The 19,311-nt window shown below is 42.0% G+C and carries 11 protein-coding genes, 2 tRNA genes and 3 rRNA genes; 10 read left to right on the top strand and 6 right to left on the bottom strand.

Annotation, left to right across the window (positions count from 1 at the left end):
* Positions 1–53: 53 nt before the first annotated feature.
* Positions 54–1,940, bottom strand: a complete 1,887-nt coding sequence (gene gss, locus AC6H0A_RS05725) for a bifunctional glutathionylspermidine amidase/synthase (RefSeq protein ID WP_005639622.1) — start codon at positions 1,938–1,940, stop codon at positions 54–56.
* Between the two features lie 228 nt (positions 1,941–2,168).
* Here gss and yedE point away from each other — a divergent pair, with 228 nt between their 5' ends.
* The 3 genes from yedE to rlmB all read left to right on the top strand — a co-directional run bounded on the left by yedE (position 2,169) and on the right by rlmB (position 6,475).
* Entirely contained in the window at positions 2,169–3,227 is a 1,059-nt protein-coding gene (gene yedE / locus AC6H0A_RS05720; protein ID WP_005639619.1) for a YedE family putative selenium transporter, read from the top strand.
* 103 nt (positions 3,228–3,330) lie between these two features.
* The gene (gene rnr / locus AC6H0A_RS05715) at positions 3,331–5,679 is read left to right on the top strand and encodes a ribonuclease R (protein WP_005639617.1); all 2,349 of its coding nucleotides are present in this window, start codon (positions 3,331–3,333) and stop codon (positions 5,677–5,679) included.
* A gap of 55 nt (positions 5,680–5,734) precedes the next feature.
* Complete coding sequence (gene rlmB, locus AC6H0A_RS05710) at positions 5,735–6,475, top strand: 23S rRNA (guanosine(2251)-2'-O)-methyltransferase RlmB (protein ID WP_005639615.1); 741 nt, start codon at positions 5,735–5,737, stop codon at positions 6,473–6,475.
* 160 nt (positions 6,476–6,635) lie between these two features.
* Here rlmB and AC6H0A_RS05705 read toward each other — a convergent pair whose 3' ends face one another.
* Complete coding sequence (locus tag AC6H0A_RS05705) at positions 6,636–7,097, bottom strand: Lrp/AsnC family transcriptional regulator (protein ID WP_005639613.1); 462 nt, start codon at positions 7,095–7,097, stop codon at positions 6,636–6,638.
* Between the two features lie 118 nt (positions 7,098–7,215).
* Here AC6H0A_RS05705 and rarD point away from each other — a divergent pair, with 118 nt between their 5' ends.
* Complete coding sequence (gene rarD, locus AC6H0A_RS05700) at positions 7,216–8,106, top strand: EamA family transporter RarD (protein ID WP_044232018.1); 891 nt, start codon at positions 7,216–7,218, stop codon at positions 8,104–8,106.
* Between the two features lie 178 nt (positions 8,107–8,284).
* Here rarD and tnpA read toward each other — a convergent pair whose 3' ends face one another.
* The 4 genes from tnpA to guaB form a co-directional block, all read right to left on the bottom strand.
* Positions 8,285–8,749, bottom strand: a complete 465-nt coding sequence (tnpA, locus tag AC6H0A_RS05695) for an IS200/IS605 family transposase (RefSeq protein ID WP_005639541.1) — start codon at positions 8,747–8,749, stop codon at positions 8,285–8,287.
* A gap of 216 nt (positions 8,750–8,965) precedes the next feature.
* Positions 8,966–10,525 (bottom strand): glutamine-hydrolyzing GMP synthase, encoded by a 1,560-nt coding sequence (gene guaA, locus AC6H0A_RS05690; RefSeq protein WP_005642231.1) that lies wholly within the window; start codon positions 10,523–10,525, stop codon positions 8,966–8,968.
* 8 nt (positions 10,526–10,533) lie between these two features.
* Positions 10,534–10,866, bottom strand: a complete 333-nt coding sequence (locus AC6H0A_RS05685) for an SRA domain-containing endonuclease (protein ID WP_052299319.1) — start codon at positions 10,864–10,866, stop codon at positions 10,534–10,536.
* A gap of 96 nt (positions 10,867–10,962) precedes the next feature.
* Positions 10,963–12,429, bottom strand: coding sequence for an IMP dehydrogenase (gene guaB, locus AC6H0A_RS05680; protein WP_005642233.1), 1,467 nt, complete (start codon positions 12,427–12,429; stop codon positions 10,963–10,965).
* A 129-nt stretch (positions 12,430–12,558) separates the two neighbouring features.
* On the opposite strand from guaB, the gene birA reads away from it, so the two are divergent.
* The 6 genes from birA to rrf all read left to right on the top strand — a co-directional run bounded on the left by birA (position 12,559) and on the right by rrf (position 19,208).
* Positions 12,559–13,464, top strand: a complete 906-nt coding sequence (gene birA, locus AC6H0A_RS05675) for a bifunctional biotin--[acetyl-CoA-carboxylase] ligase/biotin operon repressor BirA (RefSeq protein ID WP_005642235.1) — start codon at positions 12,559–12,561, stop codon at positions 13,462–13,464.
* Positions 13,465–13,821: 357 nt separating this feature from the next.
* A 16S ribosomal RNA gene (locus tag AC6H0A_RS05670) occupies positions 13,822–15,361 on the top strand.
* Positions 15,362–15,443: 82 nt separating this feature from the next.
* Positions 15,444–15,520 (top strand) — tRNA-Ile (locus tag AC6H0A_RS05665).
* 53 nt (positions 15,521–15,573) lie between these two features.
* Positions 15,574–15,649: transfer RNA gene (locus AC6H0A_RS05660), tRNA-Ala, on the top strand.
* A 364-nt stretch (positions 15,650–16,013) separates the two neighbouring features.
* Positions 16,014–18,910, top strand: a 23S ribosomal RNA gene (locus AC6H0A_RS05655).
* Positions 18,911–19,092: 182 nt separating this feature from the next.
* Positions 19,093–19,208, top strand: a 5S ribosomal RNA gene (gene rrf / locus AC6H0A_RS05650).
* Together the 16S, 23S and 5S rRNA genes with 2 tRNA genes alongside form the textbook arrangement of a ribosomal RNA operon.
* Positions 19,209–19,311 lie beyond the last annotated feature (103 nt).

Here is a 19,311-nt window from a genome sequence, read left to right as displayed (position 1 = left end):
TCATGTAAAATGATTCAATTGCTCTTTTATTAAATAATTAAATCATATTTTTACTATTCAAAGAACTGCTTATCCTTCAACACTCTCAAAGGCTGCATATCACTATTTCCCATGATGACACGACTCGAATCGGAACGTAGGCAAGTGCCGCCATAATGCCCTCCCACGGTAAAAGTACAGATTTGCAAATATTGATCTTCCACTTGTGGTAAGCACCAAAGCTGTTGATAAATACTATCTTGCTGACCAAACTGTCCATTGGTTGTGTCTAGCATGTAATTATTTTCACCAATCAATTTAACGTTATCACCTCGGCGACCTGCAATTGGTTTTTGTGCATAGCCGTTTTGAATTAAGTTTGGTGTGAGATGAAAACTTGCCTCTAACAAATAACGATGATTAGGGAATAAAGACCAAAGCACAGGCAAAATCGCCTTATTACTTGGAATTGCCGTCCAAAGCGGTTCATAAACCAACACTTCTGGGCGAAGTAGTACGTCAATTAACCGCACTTTATCTTCAGGATAACCAGTGCGAATAGGTGGAGCAACTTCCATTTCTGTTGCATCTTCACGAAGTTGTTCCAGCATGGTTTCCCAGACCCAGGTTTTCCAAACGGTTTGAACTTGGTTATTTTCATTATCAATCAGGCGACCACGATTATCCCAATGTAAGCCTTCTGTGCCGTGAATAATTTTAGCTTGGAACCCTGCTTGTACCAATGCTTGTTGCATAAACATGGCGTGGTAATCTTCTTCATCATCGTGATCTTGCAGAATATGAACTAATTTTGAGGCTTGACTATGTTGCCAACAATCAGCTAACGCATTACGCAAACCATCGGATGGATTTTCCCCCAATACGCCACCAGCTTGTTTTGCCCAGCGATTCATAATATCGCCTGCCTCAGCATGGCAAGAAGCTGAATCTGCATTATATTCATAGACTTTCAAACCTCGCTCACTCATACAAAAATCTAAACGACCTGTAATCGTCTGATAACGGCGATTTTGCCAAGAAAGTCTTAAGCGTGGCCAAAGGAGCTTCGGAATATTGAAATACTGCAACAGATTATCATCTTTAAGTACCTTGTCTGTCGCATGCAAATACATTAAATGCAGTTCGTTAGTTGCGTGAATTAATTCTTGTTGAGCACTTTCGGACATAGCAAAATAGCGATATTGATCAGAATGGTTCACTTTGTGCCCGCGCATTGCCTTAATATATGCCGCATCAAATGGCTCATTTTCATTTAACCATTTCCCATTAAATTGACCGTGATTGTCAACATTATGAGCGTGTAACCGAAGTGCGGTGGATTTTGGAAAAGGTTGGGGTTCTGAAAATTCAGTGTCGTTTGTTTGAATCATCCAGCCAAGAATTTTAGTATCATCAAAAGTATCTTGTAGAAAATAACCTTGTTCTGAAACAATCATCGGCAATTCACGCGTCCATTGCTGACCACTTGGCAAGCGGGAATGAATCACATTTTGCTCGGCGATTCGAACGCTATTAGGCAACACCTCGGTGATAATTGCTACATGCCCCGTGTGTTTAAATTCGCCCCCTTCTTGCCAAATTAATAAGGAGACTGCTTGAGGTTTACGTTTACAACCATTAGCAAATGCCTGCAAGGGCAACAAAGCATCGTTCACCACTTGGCGTAAAAAACGTAAAGAAAAGATCTCGTACGCCATACCAACATTGGCAAACACAACGCCATGATTGAGATATAAATAACGACGTGCAAATTCCACACACTGCCATTTATAGCCCATATATTCTCGCCCTAGATAACTGCGAAATGCGGCATCATTCGGGAACTCTTTATCATCTGCAGTATTGTAATCAGAGGAATAAATTGCCACGCCACCAGGTGCATATCCAAGCAAGCTACCAAAAGGATCGTGGGTAATGATATTGGCTGAACGTTCTGCCATAGTATCTTCCGAGTAAAAAATGAACGCTATTAGTATAGATCTTTTATTTTCATTACGGAAATCAATAAAATTTTTACCGCACTTTCGTCCTATCAAATTTTTGATTTATCTCATTTTTTCATCAAATCATTCTTTATCATTTAACTTCTTAGATTAAAATGGAAGTGCTTTTCGAGTATTCGAGAGTACACAATTTAGTTTAACTTTAGATATCACAAGGGTTTCATTATGAAAGGATCAAAATGGCCTGTGGTTGCAGGTGCTGCACTTGGTATCATCGCTCCACTACTTACTTATAGCGGAAATCCCAGCAATATGGGATTCTGCGCGGCCTGTTTCTTACGCGATACAGCTGGCTCCATTGGCTTACATCAAGCCGCTCCACTTCAATACATCCGCCCCGAACTCATCGGATTAATATTCGGTGCATTAGTGAGTGCGTTATTTGCAAAAGAATTCCGTGCTCGTGGTGGTTCATCGCCATTCATTCGCTTAATTTTAGGGGCATTTGCCATGATTGGCGCCCTAACATTCTTAGGTTGTCCATGGCGCGCATATCTGCGTCTAGGAGGCGGCGATTTATCTGCGATTGCCGGTATTGTCGGTTTATTTGTCGGCGTACTAGGTGAAATTTTCTTTAGCAATCGAGGGTTTTCGCTCGGCAAAGCAAAAGAACAAGCTCCTGTTACAGGCTGGATTTCTGTCATTATTGCGGGATTATTACTTATTGGCGTTATCACCCAATTTAGTTTTGGCGAAGGTTTACCGCTTTATTTCTCACAAAAAGGCCCTGGCACACAACATGCATTTTGGGCGTTATCTTTAGCTGGTGGGCTAATCATAGGCGTATTAATGCAAAAATCACGTTTCTGCTCAATTGGCGCATTCCGTAATTTTATTCTATTCCGTGATTCTTCATTATTGAACGGTATCATCGCTCTAGTGGTATTTGCCGCAATTACAAATGCTTTACTTGGTCAATTCCATTTAGGGTTTGAACAACAACCTGGTGCACATAATCAATATCTTTGGAACTTCCTCGGCATGGCACTTTGTGGATTATGCTTCGCCCTTGGCGGTGGTTGCCCTGGCAAACATTTAGTTCATCTTGGTGAAGGCGATAATGACTCCGCTATTTTTGTACTTGGTATGCTTTTAGGTGCAGCCGCTGCACATCGTTTAAGCCTTGCAGCTTCAGGTTCTGGCATTGGTGAATTCACACCTTACGCTTTAGTTCTTGGATTTATATTTTGCGCCTATATTGGCTTTACCAAAAAATCGGCTTAATTCACTTTCTATCTGCACTCATCACGAGTGCAGATTTTCTTTTCCTTGCATTATCCCCCTTACAGTGTCAAACTCTCCGCACTTTTTAAAATTGTAAAAAATAATGACAAAAAAACGTAAAAACTTAATCAACCAAGATCCTCATTACAAACGAGAGTTGGAAAAATACGGCAATCCAATCCCGAGTCGTGAGTTCATTTTAAGTGTTATTCGAGACAATAATGCGCCAATGAATCGGGATGAAATTTTGACCGCACTTTCCATTCGAAATGAAGAGCAAATAGAAGCGATGCGCCGCCGATTACGCGCGATGGAAAATGACGGCCAATTAGTGTTCACCAAACGTAAACGCTATGCCTTACCAGAAAAATTAGATTTATTTAAAGGCACGATAATTGGCCATCGCGAAGGTTTCGGTTTTTTACAGGTCGATGGCAAAAAAGATGATTTATTCATTCCAAACCATCAAATGCAAAGAGTCATGCATGGAGATTTTGTCTTAGCTCAGCCTGCAGGATTAGATCGTCGTGGTCGCCGTGAAGTGCGAATTGTACGCGTATTAGAAAGTCGTAAAAAACAAATTGTGGGTCGCTTTTTCTTAGAAAACGGTTTTAGCTATGTCGTGCCTGATGACAGCAGAATTGGCCGAGATATTCTCGTGCCGAATGAATATCGTAATGGTGCTCGCATGGGACAAGTTGTGGTTGTCGAATTGCAAGAACGATCTGCTAGTTTTAACCAGCCAATTGGCGTAATCACTGAGATCCTAGGCGATAATATGGCAAAAGGAATGGAAGTGGAAATCGCCTTGCGTAACCACGATATTCCCCATAAGTTTCCAAGTGCGGTGGAAAAATACGTAAAAAAATTCACTGAAGAAGTCCCTGAAGAAGCAAAAAAAGGCCGTGTGGATTTACGTAATTTACCGCTTGTGACCATTGATGGTGAAGATGCGCGCGATTTTGACGATGCTGTTTATTGTGAAAAACATGGCAAAGGCTGGAAACTTTGGGTAGCGATTGCGGACGTTAGTTATTACGTACGTTTACGTTCCGCTTTAGATGTGGAAGCGCATAATCGTGGTAACTCGGTCTATTTTCCGAATCGAGTTGTACCAATGCTACCTGAAATTTTATCCAACGGCTTATGCTCTCTTAACCCACAAGTGGATCGTTTATGTATGGTGTGTGAGATGCAAATTTCTGCCAAAGGTAATCTCACAGATTATCGCTTTTATGAAGCGGTGATGAATTCTCACGCCCGCCTCACTTATACCAAAGTAGCAAAAATGCTCGAAGGCGATGAAGAATTACGTGCTCGTTATTCTACGCTTGTGCCTCACTTAGAAGATCTTTATAAACTCTATCAAGCGTTGCTTAGTGCTCGTCATCAACATGGTGCAATCGATTTTGAAACCATTGAAACTAAGTTTATTTTCAATGCAATGGGGCGAATCGAGCGCATTGAACCCGTTGTTCGTAATGATGCCCACAAAATCATTGAGGAATGTATGATTCTTGCGAATATCGCAGCAGCCAATTTTATGGAAAAACATAAAGAGCCTGCGTTATATCGTATTCATGCAACTCCGAGCGAAGAAAAATTAACATCGTTCCGCACTTTCTTAAGTGAGTTTGGTTTAACTTTAGAAGGTGGCTTAAAACCAACCATAAAAGACTATGCTGCTCTGTTAGAAAAAGTTAAAGAACGACCAGATCATGAACTTATTCAAACAATGTTGCTACGCTCATTAAGCCAAGCTGTCTATCACGCTGATAATATCGGGCACTTTGGTTTGGCTTTGGAAGAGTATGCACACTTTACTTCGCCAATTCGCCGTTATCCAGACTTAACACTTCATCGAGGCATCAAGTATTTACTCGCTAAAGAACAAGGCGCAAAACGTAAAACAACGGATACTGGTGGTTATCATTACTCTTTTGATGAAATGGATTTACTTGGCAATCACTGTTCAATGACGGAACGCCGTGCCGACGACGCAACTCGTGAAGTGGCAGATTGGCTAAAATGCGAATATATGCAAGATCATATTGGCGAAGAATTTAGCGGTGTGATTTCATCTGTGACGGGATTTGGTTTATTTGTACGCTTAGATGATTTATTCATCGATGGTTTAGTCCATATATCCACCTTGGAAAACGATTATTACCAATTCGATGCAGCAAAACAGCGTTTAATTGGCGAAAATAGCGGAATGCAATATCGCTTAGGCGATAAAGTTCGCATCAAAGTTGAAGCGGTACATTTAGAAAATAAAATGGTCGATTTCTCGCTGATGGGCAGTGAACGTAAACCTCATCGAGCTGGAAAAACTGCGAAAGAAAAAGCCAAGAAAGTCTTTAAAGAACTACCGTCTAAAGCCTCCAAAAAACGAAAAAGTGCGGTAAAAAAGAAAGAAGTTTCTAAGAAAACATCTAGAAAACGCAAATAATTCACTCCCTATTGTAAGAATGAATTAAAAATTCAAATAAGAAAAAGAGAAATTTATGTCAGAACAAATCTACGGCATTCATGCTGTTAATAGTATTTTAACCCATTCGCCAGAACGTTTAATTGAAGTCTTCGTACTTAAAGGACGTGAAGATAAACGTCTACAGCCACTCTTAAACGAACTTTATTCCCTCGGAATTGGTGTACAATTCGTTAATCGCCAAACTCTTGATAAAAAAGCCGATGGCGAAGTTCATCAAGGTGTCATCGCTCGAGTGCAAGCCACAAAAGAACTCAATGAAAATGATCTTGATGAAATTCTTGCGAATAAACAAAATCCGCTTTTATTAGTTTTAGATGGCGTGACTGATCCGCACAATTTAGGGGCTTGTTTGCGAACAGCTGATGCAGCGGGGGTAGTGGCAGTGATCGTACCGAAAGATAAATCGGCACAATTAACATCTATCTCGCGTAAAGTTGCTTGTGGGGCAGCAGAAACCGTGCCGTTAATTCGTGTAACCAATCTTTCTCGCACACTACGCGATTTACAGCAAAATCATAATATTTGGGTGGTTGGCACGGCTGGCGAAGCAACTGAAACCATTTATCAAAGCAAACTGACAGGACCACTAGCACTTGTTATGGGAGCTGAAGGCGAAGGAATGCGTCGTTTAACACGTGAACATTGCGATCAACTGATTAGCATTCCAATGGCTGGTTCAGTTTCATCATTAAATGTATCTGTCGCAACAGGGGTATGTTTATTTGAAATTGTGCGCCAGCGTTTAGGTTCATAAGAAAAGTGCGGTAAATTTGCTTTGACCTCAAAAACTAGATTATTTACTTAAGGACTGACGACGATATTGTATCGAACCCAGTCCTTTTAATTTCAGTTAAATTTATCGGTAATTATTTAGCCCCACTTTGTGGGAGAAGAGCAAAATTTATTGCGCTGTTCTATAAGATAATTCCACTATCTGCTTTAGTAAAATTCATTATAAATAAACTTTTATAAGTTCTTACATGAAATTCACCCGTCAATACTCGACGTGTGAATGCGTGATAGCTTTCCATATCTTTTGCATGGAGTAGCAACATAAAATCATAGTCACCTGAAATTTCGTAACAGCTCACCACTTCGTCTTCTTGGCGCATTTTTCGTTCAAATTGCTCTTGATAATAAGAGTGTTGATTATCCATTTCGACCATGACAAACACACTAATCGTACGCCCAACGGCTTTTGGGGAAACTACTGCAACTCGTTTTGTAATAACGCCTGAATCAGTTAATGCTTGTATACGTCGTTGACAGGTTGCAACGGAACTATTCACTTTTTCTGACAGTTCTTTTAACGGAATCATGGCATCTTGTTGTAATACATTCAAAATATGACGATCTAATTTATCCAGTATTTGCATAAGATAATTTCTCAAAAATGTAATAATTGGGAAAAATATTATCACAATAAAAATAAAGTTGAGATTTTTTATTGTCTTGGGCTTTTATAATAATCATATTGATGAGATGAGGTCCAAGATGAAAGTAGTCACTCAAGGCGTATTATTGTGCATTTTTTCACAATGTTTATTTGGCATATTGTATTTATTTAGCATATGGCTCCAACCACTTAGCGGAACGGATGTTTTTGTGTGGCGTATGTTAACCATGATCTTTGGGCTACTTTTAATTTTATTCCCGACTATTGGTTGCCGCTCTATTTTGTCTCTTATCACGACAACGTTAGGAAAAAGTTGGACGAGTTGGGTTTTATTTTTACTGGGGACATTAGATGCGGGAAGTCAATTCTGGCTCTTTATGTGGGCACCGCTAAATGGCGAAGGGATAAATATTGCGATGGGATATTTCCTTTTCCCTCTGATCATGGCTATTTTAGGATGGACTTGGTTAAAAGAACGCTTATCATTTATTCAGAAAATCGCGCTTTTACTGGCTGCCTGCGGTGTTGCACATGAATTATGGCACACTCAAAGTTTTTCATGGACAAGCTTGTGGGTTTGTACGGTTTATCCATTTTATTATCTAAGCCGTAAATTAATGAAAATCCCTGCCCTACAAGGGATTACATTGGATATTATTTTAATTTCGATTCCTTGTTTTATTTATATTCTTTCTCAAAGCGATACACTTTCTTTGGTTACGCAAGAATATCGTTATTGGTTATTACTACCATCACTTGGCATGGTGAGTGCGATTTCCCTTTCAGCCAACTTAAAATCTAGCCAACAAATTCCAGTCAGTATTTTTGCAGTGTTGAGTTATATCGAACCCATATTGCTTTTTTTAATAGCTGTCTTTGTGCTGGATAATCAAATAACCACAAGCGACTATTTTACTTATGTGCCTATTTGGTTAAGTCTCATTGTGATTGGTATAGAAGGGATTTTAAACAAAAATAAAGTGTGGTGAAAATTAACCGCACTTATGCGTGTTCATCTTATTTAGTCATATCGTGAAATTGAACTCAGGATAATAACAATCCGCACGTAAAACGTGCGGTTTTTAGGCTCCCCTATAAGGGCCTATACTTCACAAGCCCCTCAAGGGGCTTGTGAGAACTGACAACCGCGTCTAATTATTTCCTTGATTACCCCTTAAAGGGGTCAACATGTTCTTTCGTTGATAAATTATCTTGAACCATATCTTCTTTTTCTTGGTTTCTTATATAATCCTCTACCACTTTTGTATTTAACCCTACTGTGCTTACAAAAAATCCTTTCGCCCAGAAATGCCTATTTCCATATCTATATTTTAAGTTCGCGTGTCTTTCAAAAATCATCAGCGCTGACTTCCCCTTCAGATAGCCCATAAAACCTGATACTGATATTTTAGCTGGGATTTTTAAGAGCATATGGATATGGTCTGGCATTGCATGCGCTTCTATTATCTCCACATTTTTATAGTCACATAACTGCCTCAATATTTGACCTATATCTGCTCTTAACTTTCCATAAATTGCTTTTCTTCTATACTTCGGGATAAATACAATGTGATACTTACAGTTCCATTTTGTGTGTGATAGACTTGAATCGTCACTGGTTTTACTTACCATGATAATCCTCCTATATGTTGAATTTTGGTTGTCAGCCTTGTTCATTATATAGCGAGGATTTTTTCTGTTCATCGCTTAAGTTATTTGGCTCCATACGCATAGCGTATGATTTTTATAGCCAGACTTTTGGCTGGCTATAATATAAATAAGGCCTTGATATGCAAGGCTTTATTGGCGTTATTGAAATAATTAGAAAGTATCTGAAAAAGTGATTTTTTATTCCCACTCGATCGTTGCTGGAGGTTTTCCGCTAATGTCGTACACGACGCGAGAAATGCCGTTCACTTCGTTGATAATGCGGTTAGACACTTTTCCTAATAAATCATAAGGTAAGTACGCCCAATGTGCGGTCATAAAGTCGATGGTTTCTACCGCACGTAGTGAGATAACCCAATCGTATTTACGGCCGTCGCCCATCACGCCGACAGATTTCACTGGTAAGAACACGCTGAAGGCTTGGCTGGTTTTTTCATACCAACCGCTGTTGCGTAATTCTTCGATAAAGATCGCATCTGCACGGCGTAATAAATCGCAGTATTCTTTTTTCACTTCGCCTAATACACGCACGCCTAAACCTGGACCAGGGAATGGGTGGCGGTTGATCATTTCAGCCGGTAATCCTAATGCTAAACCGATTTTACGTACTTCGTCTTTAAATAATTCACGTAGCGGTTCAACCAAGCCAAGTTTCATATAGTCTGGTAAGCCACCTACGTTGTGGTGTGATTTAATCACATGTGCTTTACCAGTTTTGCTTGCTGCAGATTCGATGACATCAGGGTAGATCGTACCTTGTGCCAACCATTTCACATTAGTGAGTTTTTTTGATTCATCATCAAATACATCAACGAATACTTTACCGATAATTTTACGTTTCGTTTCAGGATCCGATACGCTTGCAAGTTCACCTAAGAAACGGCTTTCCGCATCAACACGGGTAATGTTTAAGCCGAATTTATCGCCAAACATTTCCATTACTTGATCGCCTTCGTGTAAGCGGAGCAAGCCGTTATCAACGAATACGCAGTGTAAGTTTTTACCGATGGCGCGGTGTAAAAGTAATGCAACCACAGAAGAGTCCACGCCACCAGATAAGCCTAAAATCACTTCATCATCGCCCACTTGCTCTTTAATGCGAGCAACGGCATCTTCAATGATGTTTTCAGCTGTCCATTTAGTTTCGCAACCACAGATATTCACGACAAAATTAGTTAATAATTCTAAACCTTTTTTGGTGTGGGTTACTTCTGGATGGAATTGTACACCGTAGAAACGATGATTTTCGTCAGACATTGCTGCAATTGGGCAGGTTGGAGTAGTACCTGTTACTTGGAAATTTTGAGGTAAACGAGTGACTTTATCTCCATGGCTCATCCATACATCTAATTTGCTATCGCCATCATTTAAATAAGCGAAAAGTGCGGTTGGATTATCCATTAAAACAGAAGCATAACCGAATTCACGATGTTCAGAGGTTTCAGTTAAACCCCCAAGTTGTATCGCCATCGTTTGCATGCCGTAGCAAATACCCAATACAGGCACGTCGGCATTAAATACATATTCAGGTGCACGCGGGCTGTTTTCTTCAGTGGTACTTTCTGGCCCCCCAGAAAGAATGATACCGTCTGGATTAAATTCACGGATCTGTTCTTCAGTCACATCCCACGCCCAAAGTTCGCAGTATACACCGATTTCACGCACACGACGTGCAATCAGTTGAGTATATTGTGAACCGAAGTCGAGGATCAGGATTTTGTGATTGTGGATGTTTGTCATTTTTTTCTCTAAATTGTATTAATTTTCTTCAGTGGAAAGATATATACTTTGCGGTTATTTCCATCTTTATCTTTCTGAGCTTTCTTAATAATCGGACCTGCTAATGTGACAATCCCCTCATAAATATATGAATTAGGTGTGTCATTTTCGAATAAGTGTAGAGTAACATTGTTACTATCTGATTCCGATAAAGTTTTATTTTGAGAGCTTAAGGTTTGATCGCCAGTTAATCCCATCCCAGTTAAATATAAAATATCATTTTCCCAGTAATTGATATATGTCTGTTGTCCATAAGTTTTGGTAACTAAAACAAGAGTTTTTGTTTTTAGAGATCTTCTCATGCCACCTTGAGTTGAACATATTAAAAATATCACATAGTTCTTGGTTAGTTATTTTTTGTTTAACATTAGGGAGATGCATATAAAATACCTTTTGTTTTAACCCATACGATAGTTTGGCGCTTCTTTAGTAATCGTTACATCGTGAACATGGCTTTCTTTAATGCCTGCACCACTGATTCGAACGAATTCCGCTTTCGTGCGTAATTCTTCGATGGTTGGGCAGCCAGTTAAGCCCATGCAAGAACGTAAGCCCCCCATTTGTTGGTGGATGATTTCTTTTAAGTAACCTTTGTATGGAATACGACCTTCGATACCTTCTGGTACAAGTTTGTCTGCTGCGTTATCAGATTGGAAATAACGGTCGGATGAGCCTTTAGCCATTGCACCTAATGAGCCCATACCACGGTAAGATTTAAATGCACGACCTTGGTAAAGTTCGATCTCGCCTGGTGCTTCTTCTGTACCCGCAAACATAGAGCCAACCATTACACAGCTTGCGCCCGCAGCGATGGCTTTTGCAATATCACCAGAGAAACGGATACCACCGTCCGCGATAACTGGAATACTACGATCTTTTAATGCCGCAGCGGCATCTGCGATAGCGGTGATTTGTGGAACACCTACACCAGTCACGATACGAGTTGTACAAATTGAACCAGGGCCAATACCTACTTTCACTGCACTTGCGCCAGCGTCTGCTAATGCGATTGCGCCTTCAGCTGTTGCTACGTTTCCCGCAACGATAGGTAAGTTTGGATATTTTGCACGAGTTTCACGAACACGTTGTAATACGCCTTCTGAGTGACCGTGAGAAGAGTCGATTAACAACACATCTACGCCGGCTTTCACTAATGCATCAATACGTTCTTCGTTACCCGGGCCTGCACCTACAGCCGCACCGACACGTAAACGACCGAATTCGTCTTTACATGCATTCGGTTTTTGTTCCGCTTTTTGGAAGTCTTTAACGGTGATCATGCCTTTTAATTTGAAAGCATCATCTACAACAAGTACTTTCTCTACGCGGTTTTGATGCATTAATTCTAAAATTGTTTCACGGCTTGCACCTTCTTTTACGGTGACTAAGTCTTCTTTTTTCGTCATTAATTGTGAAACAGTTTTGCTTAAATCTTTTACGAAACGGGTGTCGCGTCCAGTAATGATACCGATTAGGTTATTTTCACTATCGACAATAGGGTAGCCAGCGAAGCCGTTCTTCTTCACCATTTCAGCAAGTTCGGCAAGCGTTAAATTTGGTGAAACAGTTACTGGTTCAGAAACGATACCACTTTCGAATTTTTTCACTTTACGAACACGATCTGCTTGGCGTTCGATCGTCATATTTTTATGAATAAAGCCAATGCCACCTTCTTGTGCTAAAGAGATCGCTAGTTTGGTTTCAGTTACGGTATCCATTGCTGCTGAAAGCATAGGAATATTCAAATTAATCTCTTTAGTGAGTTTGGTTGAAAGATTGGCTGTATTTGGAAGCACTGTTGAATGTGCTGGGACGAGTAGAACATCGTCAAAAGTAAGGGCTTCTTGTTTAATGCGTAATGACATTGCAATATTCTCGCTAAATTGAAGTTAAAAAATATTGCGACGAGATTATACAGATTTTACTAGATTTTGAAAACGAAATTTTGGGATTTATGCTATGATTTTCGCTCCGTTTGCTACAAGGAATAAATGATGAATTTCGCTTTATTGACATACTTATCTGATTGTCAGCCGAAAGTGCGGTTTGAATTGGAAAAATTTTCTCCGGATATTGAAGAGGACATTAAACAATTACGTGAGCTAGGCTTGGAAATTGTCGTTGATGGCCAAAATTATTGCTTAGTGCCTAGTCTTCCTTTATTAAATCCTCAGCAAATTTCAACCGCACTTTTTCCTTATAGTATCCATTATCAGCCGATTATTTCCTCTACAAATGAATGGATATTACAAAATATTCCTTCCTTAAAAAAAGGCGATCTTTGTGTAGCTGAATATCAAACTGCAGGGCGAGGTCGACGTGGTCGCCAATGGTTATCACCTTTTGCTGGGCAAATCATGTTTAGTTTTTATTGGGCATTTGCTCCTAAAAAATCAATTGAGGGGTTAAGTTTAGTTATCGGTTTGGCGATTGCCGAGGTGCTAAACGTGCAAGTGAAATGGCCAAATGACATTTTGTTTGAAGGAAGAAAGTTAGGTGGCATTTTAGTTGAAATTGCTAACCATAAAAATGGTATGCTCAATTTAGTGATTGGCGTAGGTATTAATGTGTTGTTGCCAAAAAAAACAGAAATTAGTCAGCCTTATGCGGAAGTATGTGAAATTGATCCTGATATAGATAGACAAACCTTATTACCCAAACTTATACAACATTTATACACACATTTAAATACTTTTGAGCAAAATGGTATTAATGAGGAATTTCAACAAGCATGGCAATCATATAATGCGTTTTCAAATAATGAAGTAAATGTGCTGACTGAACAAGGCGTTATTTCAGGTATTGAACAAGGCATAGATGAACACGGTTATTTAAAAGTATTATGTGGCAATAAAATTCAGATGTTTAATGGTGGAGAAGTTTCATTACGTAAGAAATAATAGCAATAAAAGTTTGACTATTCTAACCGCACTTTTTGATAAAATGTTTATATTTCCATCAAAAAATTATTTTTTTAAATATTTTTACAAAAAAGTACTTGCAAGGGTTTTGAAAATCCCTATAATGCACCGCACACAACGACGCACTGTTGTGAAGTATTTAAGTTTACAAGTGCGTCGTTGTTTTTTGCTCTTTAACAATGTATCAGGCAATCTGTGTGGGCACTTGTTGATTGACTTGTTTTAAAAATATTTTTTAATTTTGAAGTCTTAATAGGTGCTTAACTGAAAATTCATAATTACTTTTTAAGTAGTATTTTTATTTATAGCTAAGCAATATATTGAGCGATTGAACTTGAATTGAAGAGTTTGATCATGGCTCAGATTGAACGCTGGCGGCAGGCTTAACACATGCAAGTCGAACGGTAGCAGGAGGAAGCTTGCTTTCTTGCTGACGAGTGGCGGACGGGTGAGTAATGCTTGGGAATCTGGCTTATGGAGGGGGATAACTACGGGAAACTGTAGCTAATACCGCGTAATATCGAAAGATTAAAGTGTGGGACCTTCGGGCCACATGCCATAAGATGAGCCCAAGTGGGATTAGGTAGTTGGTGAGGTAAAGGCTCACCAAGCCTGCGATCTCTAGCTGGTCTGAGAGGATGGCCAGCCACACTGGAACTGAGACACGGTCCAGACTCCTACGGGAGGCAGCAGTGGGGAATATTGCGCAATGGGGGGAACCCTGACGCAGCCATGCCGCGTGAATGAAGAAGGCCTTCGGGTTGTAAAGTTCTTTCGGTATTGAGGAAGGGATGTGTGCTAATAGTACACGTCATTGACGTTAAATACAGAAGAAGCACCGGCTAACTCCGTGCCAGCAGCCGCGGTAATACGGAGGGTGCGAGCGTTAATCGGAATAACTGGGCGTAAAGGGCACGCAGGCGGTTATTTAAGTGAGGTGTGAAAGCCCTGGGCTTAACCTGGGAATTGCATTTCAGACTGGGTAACTAGAGTACTTTAGGGAGGGGTAGAATTCCACGTGTAGCGGTGAAATGCGTAGAGATGTGGAGGAATACCGAAGGCGAAGGCAGCCCCTTGGGAATGTACTGACGCTCATGTGCGAAAGCGTGGGGAGCAAACAGGATTAGATACCCTGGTAGTCCACGCTGTAAACGCTGTCGATTTGGGGATTGGGCTTAGAGCTTGGTGCCCGTAGCTAACGTGATAAATCGACCGCCTGGGGAGTACGGCCGCAAGGTTAAAACTCAAATGAATTGACGGGGGCCCGCACAAGCGGTGGAGCATGTGGTTTAATTCGATGCAACGCGAAGAACCTTACCTACTCTTGACATCCATGGAATCCTGTAGAGATACGGGAGTGCCTTCGGGAACCATGAGACAGGTGCTGCATGGCTGTCGTCAGCTCGTGTTGTGAAATGTTGGGTTAAGTCCCGCAACGAGCGCAACCCTTATCCTTTGTTGCCAGCGATTCGGTCGGGAACTCAAAGGAGACTGCCAGTGATAAACTGGAGGAAGGTGGGGATGACGTCAAGTCATCATGGCCCTTACGAGTAGGGCTACACACGTGCTACAATGGCGTATACAGAGGGTGGCGAAACTGCGAGGTGGAGCGAATCTCAGAAAGTACGTCTAAGTCCGGATTGGAGTCTGCAACTCGACTCCATGAAGTCGGAATCGCTAGTAATCGCGAATCAGAATGTCGCGGTGAATACGTTCCCGGGCCTTGTACACACCGCCCGTCACACCATGGGAGTGGGTTGTACCAGAAGTAGATAGCTTAACCTTCGGGAGGGCGTTTACCACGGTATGATTCATGACTGGGGTGAAGTCGTAACAAGGTAACCGTAGGGGAACCTGCGGTTGGATCACCTCCTTACCCAAGACGAGAGACAGCGAGTGCTCACACAGATTGATTGATATATTGTAGACAATATCGAGCAGAAAGCCGTTATTCCCTTGGGTCTGTAGCTCAGGTGGTTAGAGCGCACCCCTGATAAGGGTGAGGTCGGTGGTTCAAGTCCACTCAGACCCACCACTCAAACTGAGTGAGTGATGAAGGTGAATAAGGTAATAAATAAACGATGACATGGGGATATAGCTCAGCTGGGAGAGCGCCTGCCTTGCACGCAGGAGGTCAGCGGTTCGATCCCGCTTATCTCCACCACTTATCATCGTTAAGTAAATTAAGAGAGAATAGAGAAGAAAGTCATGAGCACTAGTTTAAACTAATATAGTGTTTAAGATTTTATTGATATTCATTTAGTTTATTTAGCGATGATAACTGAAAGGTTTTATCAACTGTTCTTTAAAAAATTGGAAACAAGCTGAAAACAAGAGATTTTCGAGAGAAAGTCTGAGTAGGCAAGGCAGTAAACAGTAAACTGAAAAGAAAACTGAAATAAAACTGTTTTGCATAAAATCTTGATTGAACAAAAGCAATCAAGTGTTTAGTTGAATGAAAATACGCATCAAATTGACCGCACTTTCAAGTGAAAACTTAAAGTGGTTGAAAGCATTTGAGGTTGTATAGTTAAGTGACTAAGCGTACAAGGTGGATGCCTTGGCAATCAGAGGCGAAGAAGGACGTGCTAATCTGCGAAAAGCTTGGATGAGTCGATAAGAGGCGTTTAATCCAAGATATCCGAATGGGGAAACCCAGTAGATGAAGAATCTACTATCACTAACTGAATCCATAGGTAAGTGAGGCAAACCGGGAGAACTGAAACATCTAAGTACCCCGAGGAAAAGAAATCAACCGAGATTTCGTCAGTAGCGGCGAGCGAAAGCGAAAGAGCCAGTTAATGATAGCAGCAGAGATAGAGGAATAAGCTGGGAAGCTTAGCGACACAGGGTGATAGCCCCGTACTCGACATCCAGGCTGTGGTACTAAGTTAACGAGAAGTAGGGCGGGACACGTGATATCCTGTTTGAAGATGGGGGGACCATCCTCCAAGGCTAAATACTCCTGATTGACCGATAGTGAACCAGTACTGTGAAGGAAAGGCGAAAAGAACCCCGGTGAGGGGAGTGAAATAGAACCTGAAACCTTGTACGTACAAGCAGTGGGAGCCTGAAAGGGTGACTGCGTACCTTTTGTATAATGGGTCAGCGACTTATATTTTGTAGCGAGGTTAACCGAATAGGGGAGCCGAAGGGAAACCGAGTCTTAACTGGGCGTCTAGTTGCAAGGTATAGACCCGAAACCCGGTGATCTAGCCATGGGCAGGTTGAAGGTTGGGTAACACTAACTGGAGGACCGAACCGACTAATGTTGAAAAATTAGCGGATGACTTGTGGCTGGGGGTGAAAGGCCAATCAAACCGGGAGATAGCTGGTTCTCCCCGAAATCTATTTAGGTAGAGCCTTGAGCGGACACCTTTGGGGGTAGAGCACTGTTTCGGCTAGGGGTCCATCCCGGATTACCAACCCGATGCAAACTACGAATACCAAAGAGTGATACTCAGGAGACACACGGCGGGTGCTAACGTCCGTCGTGGAGAGGGAAACAACCCAGACCGCCAGCTAAGGTCCCAAAGTCTATATTAAGTGGGAAACGAAGTGGGAAGGCTTAGACAGCTAGGATGTTGGCTTAGAAGCAGCCATCATTTAAAGAAAGCGTAATAGCTCACTAGTCGAGTCGGCCTGCGCGGAAGATGTAACGGGGCTGAAATATAGCACCGAAGCTGCGGCATCAGACGAAAGTCTGTTGGGTAGGGGAGCGTTGTGTAAGCGGAAGAAGGTGTGTTGAGAAGCATGCTGGACGTATCACAAGTGCGAATGCTGACATAAGTAACGATAAAACGGGTGAAAAACCCGTTCGCCGGAAGACCAAGGGTTCCTGTCCAACGTTAATCGGGGCAGGGTGAGTCGGCCCCTAAGGCGAGGCTGAAGAGCGTAGTCGATGGGAAACAGGTTAATATTCCTGTACTTGGTAAAGCTGCGATGTGGGGACGGAGTAGGTTAGGTTATCGCACTGTTGGATATGTGCGTTTAAGTTGGTAGGTGGGAAGTTTAGGCAAATCCGGACTTCCTTAACACTGAGAGATGATGACGAGGCTCTACGGAGCTGAAGTAACTGATACCACACTTCCAGGAAAAGCCACTAAGCGAAAGGCTTTACTAAACCGTACTGAAAACCGACACAGGTGGTCAGGTAGAGAATACTCAGGCGCTTGAGAGAACTCGGGTGAAGGAACTAGGCAAAATAGCACCGTAACTTCGGGAGAAGGTGCGCCGGCGTAGATTGTAGTCCCTCGCGGGCGAAGGTTGAACCGGTCGAAGATACCAGCTGGCTGCAACTGTTTATTAAAAACACAGCACTCTGCAAACACGAAAGTGGACGTATAGGGTGTGATGCCTGCCCGGTGCTGGAAGGTTAATTGATGGTGTAATCGAAAGAGAAGCTCCTGATCGAAGCCCCAGTAAACGGCGGCCGTAACTATAACGGTCCTAAGGTAGCGAAATTCCTTGTCGGGTAAGTTCCGACCTGCACGAATGGCATAATGATGGCCAGGCTGTCTCCACCCGAGACTCAGTGAAATTGAAATCGCCGTGAAGATGCGGTGTACCCGCGGCTAGACGGAAAGACCCCGTGAACCTTTACTATAGCTTGACACTGAACATTGAATTTTGATGTGTAGGATAGGTGGGAGCCTTTGAAGCAGTCACGCCAGTGATTGTGGAGGCGTCCTTGAAATACCACCCTTTAACGTTTGATGTTCTAACGAAGATTACGAAACGTGGTCTCGGACAGTGTCTGGTGGGTAGTTTGACTGGGGCGGTCTCCTCCCAAAGAGTAACGGAGGAGCACGAAGGTTTGCTAATCACGGTCGGACATCGTGAGGTTAGTGCAATGGTATAAGCAAGCTTAACTGCGAGACAGACAAGTCGAGCAGGTACGAAAGTAGGTCATAGTGATCCGGTGGTTCTGAATGGAAGGGCCATCGCTCAACGGATAAAAGGTACTCCGGGGATAACAGGCTGATACCGCCCAAGAGTTCATATCGACGGCGGTGTTTGGCACCTCGATGTCGGCTCATCACATCCTGGGGCTGAAGTAGGTCCCAAGGGTATGGCTGTTCGCCATTTAAAGTGGTACGCGAGCTGGGTTTAGAACGTCGTGAGACAGTTCGGTCCCTATCTGCCGTGGGCGTAGGAGAATTGGTTGGGGCTGCTCCTAGTACGAGAGGACCGGAGTGGACGCACCACTGGTGTTCCGGTTGTGTCGCCAGACGCATTGCCGGGTAGCTAAGTGCGGAAGAGATAAGTGCTGAAAGCATCTAAGCACGAAACTTGCCAAGAGATGAGTTCTCCCAGATTATAAATCTGTAAGGGTTGTTTAAGACTAAGACGTAGATAGGCAGGGTGTGTAAGTGATGTGAGTCATTGAGCTAACCTGTACTAATTGCCCGAGGGACTTAACTATACAACGCTCAAGTGTTTTTGGAAAAGAGCGAAAAAGAGAAGACTAGACAAACAAATTAAATATAGAAGACGTAATAGAAAGAAAATTGAGTTCAGCTTGTGGCCAATAAGAACGAGTGAAAGGTAGAGTAAGAGCTGAGTAGCGAAAGATAAAAGAGAAAAGACGAGTTATCAAAGGATTATCCTGGCGGCGATAGTGCGGTGGAACCACCTGACACCATACCGAACTCAGAAGTGAAACGCTGTAATGCCGATGGTAGTGTGGGGCTTCCCCATGTGAGAGTAGGGCACCGCCAGGTTACCAAATACATAAATAGAATAAAGCAGAGTAGAATAAAAGATAAGAACCCCGTGTCGAAAGATATGGGGTTTTTGTTCTTTATAATCTATTCATGATATTAA

The organism is Haemophilus sp. THUN1692 (genome assembly GCF_059704395.1).
The sequence above is the reverse complement of the archived record's forward strand: the minus strand, read 5'-3'. Positions and strand labels throughout refer to the sequence as shown.